Origin of the sequence: Mesorhizobium sp. M7A.F.Ca.CA.002.15.2.1 (assembly GCF_003998715.1) — a bacterium.
GTDB lineage: Bacteria > Pseudomonadota > Alphaproteobacteria > Rhizobiales > Rhizobiaceae > Mesorhizobium > Mesorhizobium ciceri.
In genome coordinates this window covers 1-7,504 of the sequence record NZ_RZPI01000236.1, presented here as the reverse complement: position 1 = coordinate 7,504, position 7,504 = coordinate 1, and the positions used below count along the sequence as shown (strand labels likewise).

The window sequence follows — 7,504 nt, the reverse complement described above, 5'->3', positions numbered from 1 at the left end:
CACGGTGGATTGCTCGGCGTTCGGGTATGAGCGGGTGGCGGAGGGAAGGGCGTTCCGGGAATTGAATGTGATTTGAGCGGGCGAAGGGAAGGTCCTTTTTGACGCTGGCGCGAAGGATCGCCACGGTTGCGGAAGAGTATTTCGAGCGAGCCTCAGCCCTTGCGGTCGAACCAGAAGGCGTCGGCCATGCGCTTCATGCCGATACGTTCGTAGAAGCCGACGGCATCGGGCATGGAGATCAGGCTGATGGCGACCGATGGTCCAAGCTGCCGGCGCGCCTCGTCCATCAGGCCCTTGCCGATGCCGAGCCCCTGTGCCGATCGGGAAACGGCGAGTTCGGAGATGTAGCAGACCCAGGAGAAGTCGGTGATCGCCCTGATGACGCCGATCAGCGGCTTGCCCTGAATATCAAGGCGCGCGGTCAGCACCAGATTGGCGCCCGACAGCATCGCCCGCAGCCGCGCTTCATCATCGATCGGCCGTGTCTCGCCGAGGCCGGATTCGACCAGCACGCGACGGAATTCGGCGATGTCGAGCGCGGGTTCTCTTTCGTAGAGGACGTGTGCGTTTTCTGCCATGGCCGCCAGATTGCACCATCGGGCTGGCTTGTGCCACCATGCACGAACAGTTGCCTTTTATTTGCCGCCGGCTTTGTGTAAACCGGGCCTCAGCAAATTCCCCCGCAACGAAAACACGGGCAAAAACCATGGAAAAATTCACCAAGCTCACCGGCGTCGCCGCTCCGATGCCGATCGTCAATGTCGACACCGACATGATCATCCCGAAGGATTATCTCAAGACGATCAAGCGCACCGGGCTCGGCACCGGCCTGTTCGCCGAAATGCGCTACAAGGACGACGGTTCGGAAAACCCGGATTTCGTGCTCAACAAGCCGGCCTACCGCAAGGCGCAGATCCTGGTCGCCGGCGACAATTTCGGCTGCGGCTCCAGCCGAGAGCATGCGCCGTGGGCGCTGCTCGACTTCGGTATTCGCTGCGTCATCTCGACCTCGTTCGCCGACATTTTCTACAACAACTGCTTCAAGAACGGCATCCTGCCGATCACCGTCAGCCCCGAGGATCTCGAGAAGCTGATGGACGACGCCTCGCGCGGCTCCAATGCCACGGTGTCGGTAGACCTCGAAGCCAAGGAAATCCGTGGGCCGGATGGCGGCGTGGTCAAATTCGACCTCGACGACTTCAAGCGGCACTGCCTGCTCAACGGGCTCGACGATATCGGCCTGACCATGGAGAAAGCCGGCGCCATCGCTTCGTTCGAGAAGCGCAACGCCGAACAGCGCCCCTGGGCCTGAGCGGCGCGCTCCGGACGGGTGGATCTGGCCTTTCGGGCCGGTTCGCGGCGACTGAGTGGAGGGACAGTCATGACACGTTCGCTTCTTGCCGGCCTTTGCGGGCTGGCCTTGTTGCTGGGGCAAATCGCCAGCGCGTCTGCGCAGACCCAGACGCCCGCCACACAGCCGGCCCCGGCGACGGAGCAGCCGTCCGCCGATCAGGGGACGAACGCCGCCGATGCTTCCGATGACGACAAGCAGGCCCCGGTGCCATTCGAAGGCGGCACGCTGACCATCACCCAGAAGGAACAGTATGGCGAGAAGGTGCTTGCCTATGACGGCAAGCAGCTGGCCAGCAATTACGATGTCTTCTTCGACAAAATAGTCGAGGTCGGCGGCGTCAAGGTGGCGCTGTTCGATGTCGGCGACGGCGGCAACCAATGCGGGCCGGCGACGGTGATCGTCTGGAAGCCGGAAGGCGGCACGATCCAGAGCACCACTGTCGAGCAGGACCAGTGCGGCGCCCCGCCCTCGGCGGTGTCCGACAACGCCATCTATTTCGTGCCCTACCTGTTGCCGGGGGATGAGAAACCGGCTTTGCAATGGTCGCCGACCGACGGGCTGACGATTTCGGGCAATCTGACCTACATGCCGGAACCCGGCACGGACTGGAAGGACATCGATCCGGAAAAGTACCAGAACATCATCGACGCCTTCCACAATGAGGCCGTCTACAAGGAAGCGGAAAAGCTGCTCGGCAAGGACATGGCCGACATGGCGACCAGCCTGCTGGTCGGCGGCGGCACCGAAAAGACCGCTTCGGGCGCCTTCTACGCCAGCGGCTGCGTGCCGCATGATTGCGGCGGCAATGACGGCTTCATGGCGGTCGACCCGGCCCAGCACAGGCTCTATTTTGCGCGCCGCGGCGACAATGGCCAGCCGAACGCCTGGCCTGATGTGGCGACATGGCCGGCGGATGTGAAGGCGGCGTTGGACAAGGCGCTGGGGGCGGCAAATTAAAGCTTTAGCGTTGCGCAGCACCCCCTCGCTTTCGTCATCCTATGGTCTGCGCCGCGTCGCTACGCTCCTTGCTCCGCCATAGGATGACGACGGAAGGGATGCTTCAACCAATCTCGGAGGTTCGCGCTTCGCTTCCGGGATAACAGTTTGCCTGGCTTGGCCCACGACCCGCGCCGTTCCGCCTGCTAATGCTGGCCGACAACCCAAGCAAGGCCCCTCATATGCGCAAACTCATCTCCACCGGTTCGCCGTTCGAAAAGACCGCCGGCTATTCGCGCGCCGTGGTGCAGGGCGACTGGTGTTTTGTGTCCGGCACCACCGGCTACGACTATGCGACGATGACGATGCCGGAGACGGTGGAGGCGCAGACGCGCAATTGCCTGGCGACGATCGGCAAGGCGCTGAAGGACGGCGGCTTCGAGATGGCTGACGTGGTGCGGGCGCATTACTACATCACCGACCAGGCCTTCGTGGATGTAGTCTTCCCGATCCTCGGCGAGACGTTCGGTGACATCAGGCCGACAGCGACGATGATCGTCTGCCAACTCAACAAACCGGAAATGAAGATCGAGATCGAGGTGACGGCGCTGCGGCGCACGGCCTGAAGGGCGACCGACGATGAAAGTCCAGCGCATTGTTGCCAATATCGAGACAGCGGATGTCGCGGCGGCGAAGCGTTTCTACCACGATGTGCTCGGCCTCGACGTGCTGATGGATCTCGGCTGGATCGCAACCTACGGCTCGCAAGCAAAGATGGATGTCCAGGTCAGCTTCATGGCGCAAGGCGGTTCCGGCACGCCGGTGCCCGACCTCTCCATCGAGGTCGACGACGTGGATGCGGCGCTCGATGCCATGAAGGCGGCGGGCTTTGCCATCGAATACGGACCGGCCGACGAACCGTGGGGCGTGCGGCGCTTCTACGTCCGCGATCCGTTCGGTCGGCTGGTCAACATTCTCTCGCATCAGTGATGACGTATGCCGGCGGGACAGCGCCCCCCTCTGGCCTGCCGGCCATCTCCCCCTCAAGGGGGGAGATTGGATGTCGCCTCGGCGTTCGCCAATCTCCACGTCAGAAAGAAGAGGCGAAACGATAATGCTGCCAATCTCCCCCTTGAGGGGGAGATGCCCGGCAGGGCAGAGGGGGGCGCTACGGATCACCAACGAATCGGGTTATCCGTGATCGCTGCGTTCCTGCTTGCATGCAACTCGCTTGGCGTTTAGCAAGGCCGCGGTTCAAATCTTTCCAGGACGGTTTCTCCATGGCAACGAAGCATCTTTTCCTGCTCCCCGGTGACGGCATCGGTCCTGAGGCCATGGCCGAGGTCAAGAAACTGATCGCGGTCATGAACGACAGGCTCGGCAGCGGTTTTGCCACCGATGAGGGGCTGGTCGGCGGCTGTGCCTATGACGCGCATGGCGCGGCGATCTCCGATGCCGACATGGAAAAGGCGATGGCGGCCGACGCGGTGCTGTTCGGCGCCGTCGGCGGTCCGAAATGGGATGCGGTGCCTTATGAAGTGCGCCCAGAAGCCGGCCTGCTGCGGCTGCGCAAGGACATGGAGCTGTTCGCCAATCTGCGCCCGGCCATCTGCTATCCGGCACTGGCAGCGTCCTCTTCGCTCAAGCAGGAGGTGGTCGAAGGTCTCGACATATTGATCGTGCGCGAGCTGACCGGCGGCGTCTATTTCGGCGAGCCCAAGCAGATCATCGACCTCGGCAACGGCCAGAAGCGCGGCATCGACACGCAGGTCTACGACACGTTCGAGATCGAGCGCATTTCGGGCGTCGCCTTCGAGCTGGCGCGGACCCGCAAGAACCATGTCACTTCGATGGAAAAGCGCAATGTGATGAAGTCGGGTGTGCTGTGGAACGAGGTCGTCACCCAGACCCACAAGGCGCGTTATGCCGACGTCAAGCTCGACCACATGCTGGCCGATGCCGGCGGCATGCAGCTGGTGCGCTGGCCAAAACAGTTCGACGTCATCGTCACCGACAATCTGTTCGGCGACATGCTGTCCGACATCGCCGCCATGCTGACCGGCTCGATCGGCATGCTGCCGTCGGCCTCGCTCGGCGCGCCTGACGCCAAGACCAAGAAGCGCAAGGCGCTGTACGAGCCGGTGCACGGTTCGGCGCCCGACATTGCCGGCAAGGGCATTGCCAACCCGATCGCCATGATCGCCTCCTTCGCCATGTGCCTGCGCTATTCCTTCGGCATGGTCGATGAAGCCGACCGCGTCGAAGGCGCGATCGCCGCCGTGCTCGACGCGGGCCTGCGGACGAAAGACATCATGTCCGATGGCATGACCGAGGTCGGTACGGTTGAGATGGGCGACGCGATCATCGCCAAATTCCTGGGCTGATACCGTGACGGTCGACGTCCGCTGGGCGACGATCGAGGACGCGACGACGCTCGCGGCCATGTTTTGCGAGATGGCGGAACATTATCGGCAACGGCCTCTCGATGCCGACCGGGCCCTGTCTGCGGCACGAAAATGGCTTGGCGAGGAAAGCCCGGCCTATCCGCATTTCGCGCTCGCCTTCATCGAGGGCGAGGTCAGCGGCCTGGCGTCGGTGGCGATCGCGCATCCCGGTATCGATCTCGAGCGGCTGCTGTTCCTCAAGGACCTGTTCGTGCGCGACAAAGCCCGCAACGCTGGTGTCGGCCGGGCGCTGATCGGCTTTCTCGCCGATCATTGCCTGCGCGAAGGCATCGGCCGCATCGACCTGACCAGCGAGGACTGGAACGAAGGCGCGCAGCGCTTCTACGACCGGCTTGGCGCAGAACGCCACGGCCAGAAGGTCTTTCTCAGGCTTTCGGGCGAGGCGCTGAAGGCGATCATCCCTAGACCCTGACGCCCGCCGGCACCGGTCCCCACTGGTTTTCGCGGGCCTGCGTCGGGATCAGCGCGAAGACCAGGATGATCAGGCTGCCGATGGTCGGGATCAGCACCACCAGATAAAGCCAGCCCGAGAGGCCGATGTCATGGATGCGGCGAACGGTCATGCCGAGGCTGGGCAGCAGTGTCGCCAGGACGAAGGTGCCGCAAAGGCCGACGGTTACCGCCGCCGATACGCTGCTGTCGAAATTGCCCATTTCGTTGTCGGCGAAAAGACCGATACCGCCGATGACAAGCAGCGAGACCACCCAGAACAGGAAATAACCCCAATATTCCTTGCGGCGGGCACGTCCGGCGAAATTGAAATAGTTCTGCGTCACGCCACGCCAGAAATAGCCCCAGAGATCGGTGGGCTCGGCCGGCCCGGAGGAACGGCCGAAATGCTGGGCCTGTGGCGCAGAAGCGGATGGTGCGTTACCGGCTTGAGTCGGCGCGGCGCTCGTACCAGCGTCGCCGGCCGGCGCAGCCGTCTCGGCGGCGATCAAAAAGACGTCGCGCGCCTGGCCGCCGCCCGCCTGGAATTCCACGCCCGCGCCCTTCCGCATAGTGGTTTCCCGGCGCAGGTTTTCGCGGGTGAAGGTGTAGCGGTTGCCGTCGGCTCCGGTGATGAAGCCGAAGCCCTGGACTTCGTCATAATGAAGCACTTTGCCGCGCATTTGCCACCCCCACTTGCCACGTCCCTGCCAAGGTGTGGCACATGGCCGAACCGATGGGCAAGACCGCATCGGGATGCGGCCGGCGTCATGCGGGCGGATGAGGCTCGTTGCCCGGTCTTACGAAGGCCGCTTCTTCGCCTTCTTGTGCTTGGGTGCACCAGAGGTGTCGAATTTCGGCTTGCCCGGCTTCTTCGCCCATGGCTTTGCATCATGCGGGGCGGTCGGGCGCTGATCGGCTGCTGCCGGTGCACGTTTTTCGAATTTGCGCTTCGGCGCGTTGGGATCGAACGGCGCCTTGCCGCGATGCGGCTTCTTGTCGGGGCTTGGCGGCTGATAGCCGGCGCGCGACAGATCGGGCGTACCGTCGAGCCGCTTCACCAGGATGTTGCCTTGCAGCTTCCGGTCGGGACCGATCGCGGCCAGGAAGCGGTCTGCCCAATCCGCTGCGATCTGCACGTAGGTCTCTTCCGGCTGCATCTTGATGGCGCCGATCTCTCGCTTCGAGATGCTGCCGGTGCGGCATAGCATCGGGATGAGCCAGCGCGGCTCGGCATTCTGCCGGCGCCCGATCGACAGCGAGAACCAGACGCTGTCGCCGAAATCGTCGCGGCGGCTGGGCGCCTCGTCGCGGCGCGCGAAACCTTCGCCCGCCGGTCTTTCACGCGACGGCGTGAAGGGCGCGATCTCCATGAGGTCCTCGGGGGCCGAGCGGCTGGCGCGGCACTGGCGCACGAAGGCAGCGGCCACCTGTTCGGCGCCATGCCTGGCGAGCAGCGCGTCGATGAAGGAGCGCTCGTCCTCCTTCACCGGCTCATCGAAAGCCGGATCGGCAAGGATGCGCTCGTCGTCGCGCCGCATCACGTCGTCGGCCGAGGGCGGGCTCGCCCATGTCGCCTTGAGGCCGGCGTTCTGCAACAGCCGTTCGGTGCGCTTGCGGGCGCTGTTGGGCACGATCAGCGCGCTGACGCCCTTGCGCCCGGCGCGGCCGGTGCGGCCGCTGCGGTGCAGCAGCGTTTCCGGGTTGGTCGGCAAATCGGCGTGGATGACCAGCTCAAGATTGGGCAGGTCGATGCCGCGCGCCGCGACATCGGTGGCGATACAGACTTTTGCGCGGCCGTCCCGCATCGCTTGCAGCGCATGGCTGCGCTCATTCTGGCTGAGCTCGCCCGACAGGGCGACGACGGAGAAGTTGCGGTTGTTGAAGCGCGCGGTCAGATGATTGACGGCGGCACGCGTGTTGCAGAACACCAGCGCGTTCTTGGCTTCGTAATAGCGCAGCACATTGATGATGGCGTTCTCGCGGTCGGGCTGGGCGACGCTCAGCGCCCGATATTCGATGTCGAGATGCTGCTTCTCCTCGCCGGCGGCCGAAATGCGCACCGCATCGCGCTGATAGCCCTGGGCGAGCGTGGCGATCGAGCGCGGCACCGTGGCCGAGAACATCAGCGTCCGGCGTTCGGCCGGAGCGGCGTCGAGGATGAATTCGAGGTCTTCGCGAAAGCCGAGATCGAGCATCTCGTCGGCCTCGTCGAGCACCACCGCCTTCAGCGCCGACATGTCGAGCGAGCGCCGGGTGATGTGGTCGCGCAGCCGGCCGGGCGTGCCGACGACGATATGGGCGCCACGCTCCAGCACAC

At 64.1% G+C, this 7,504-nt stretch carries 9 protein-coding genes; 6 read left to right on the top strand and 3 right to left on the bottom strand.

Translation table 11 applies throughout. The annotated features are described in order from the left end of the window. Positions 1 to 152: 152 nt before the first annotated feature. Positions 153 to 578, bottom strand: a complete 426-nt coding sequence (locus ENZ74_RS15185) for a GNAT family N-acetyltransferase (protein ID WP_013528786.1) — start codon at positions 576 to 578, stop codon at positions 153 to 155. Positions 579 to 706: 128 nt separating this feature from the next. On the opposite strand from ENZ74_RS15185, the gene leuD reads away from it, so the two are divergent. The 6 genes from leuD (at position 707) to ENZ74_RS15150 (ending at position 5,167) form a co-directional block, all read left to right on the top strand. Beyond that, positions 707 to 1,312, top strand: a complete 606-nt coding sequence (leuD, locus tag ENZ74_RS15180; protein WP_013528787.1) for a 3-isopropylmalate dehydratase small subunit — start codon at positions 707 to 709, stop codon at positions 1,310 to 1,312. Between the two features lie 69 nt (positions 1,313 to 1,381). Next, positions 1,382 to 2,311 carry a hypothetical protein gene (locus ENZ74_RS15175; RefSeq protein WP_013528788.1) on the top strand — a complete coding sequence of 310 codons (930 nt, stop codon included), beginning with the start codon at positions 1,382 to 1,384 and terminating at the stop codon, positions 2,309 to 2,311. A gap of 221 nt (positions 2,312 to 2,532) precedes the next feature. Next, on the top strand, positions 2,533 to 2,916 hold the full coding sequence (locus ENZ74_RS15170; protein ID WP_063169567.1) for a RidA family protein: 384 nt from the start codon (positions 2,533 to 2,535) through the stop codon (positions 2,914 to 2,916). A 13-nt stretch (positions 2,917 to 2,929) separates the two neighbouring features. Further along, positions 2,930 to 3,280 (top strand): VOC family protein, encoded by a 351-nt coding sequence (locus tag ENZ74_RS15165; RefSeq protein ID WP_063169566.1) that lies wholly within the window; start codon positions 2,930 to 2,932, stop codon positions 3,278 to 3,280. A gap of 290 nt (positions 3,281 to 3,570) precedes the next feature. Continuing rightward, positions 3,571 to 4,674, top strand: a complete 1,104-nt coding sequence (gene leuB, locus ENZ74_RS15155; protein ID WP_063169565.1) for a 3-isopropylmalate dehydrogenase — start codon at positions 3,571 to 3,573, stop codon at positions 4,672 to 4,674. Between the two features lie 4 nt (positions 4,675 to 4,678). Next, positions 4,679 to 5,167 (top strand): GNAT family N-acetyltransferase, encoded by a 489-nt coding sequence (locus ENZ74_RS15150; protein WP_063169564.1) that lies wholly within the window; start codon positions 4,679 to 4,681, stop codon positions 5,165 to 5,167. Here the strand turns inward: ENZ74_RS15150 and ENZ74_RS15145 are convergent. Then, on the bottom strand, positions 5,157 to 5,867 hold the full coding sequence (locus tag ENZ74_RS15145; RefSeq protein WP_063169563.1) for a DUF805 domain-containing protein: 711 nt from the start codon (positions 5,865 to 5,867) through the stop codon (positions 5,157 to 5,159). The genes ENZ74_RS15150 and ENZ74_RS15145 overlap by 11 nt on opposite strands. 117 nt (positions 5,868 to 5,984) lie before the next feature. Continuing rightward, a partial coding sequence (locus tag ENZ74_RS15140; protein ID WP_164761040.1) for a DEAD/DEAH box helicase occupies positions 5,985 to 7,504 on the bottom strand: 1,520 nt, incomplete at its 5' end.

Bases quoted from the DNA above. Each gene is read 5' to 3' on its own strand.
- ENZ74_RS15170 (WP_063169567.1), top strand. From the start codon at position 2,533: ATGCGCAAACTCATCTCCACCGGTTCGCCGTTCGAAAAGACCGCCGGC.
- leuD (WP_013528787.1), top strand. From the start codon at position 707: ATGGAAAAATTCACCAAGCTCACCGGCGTCGCCGCTCCGATGCCGATC.
- ENZ74_RS15175 (WP_013528788.1), top strand. From the start codon at position 1,382: ATGACACGTTCGCTTCTTGCCGGCCTTTGCGGGCTGGCCTTGTTGCTG.
- leuB (WP_063169565.1), top strand. From the start codon at position 3,571: ATGGCAACGAAGCATCTTTTCCTGCTCCCCGGTGACGGCATCGGTCCT.
- ENZ74_RS15165 (WP_063169566.1), top strand. From the start codon at position 2,930: ATGAAAGTCCAGCGCATTGTTGCCAATATCGAGACAGCGGATGTCGCG.
- ENZ74_RS15145 (WP_063169563.1), bottom strand. From the start codon at position 5,867: ATGCGCGGCAAAGTGCTTCATTATGACGAAGTCCAGGGCTTCGGCTTC.
- ENZ74_RS15185 (WP_013528786.1), bottom strand. From the start codon at position 578: ATGGCAGAAAACGCACACGTCCTCTACGAAAGAGAACCCGCGCTCGAC.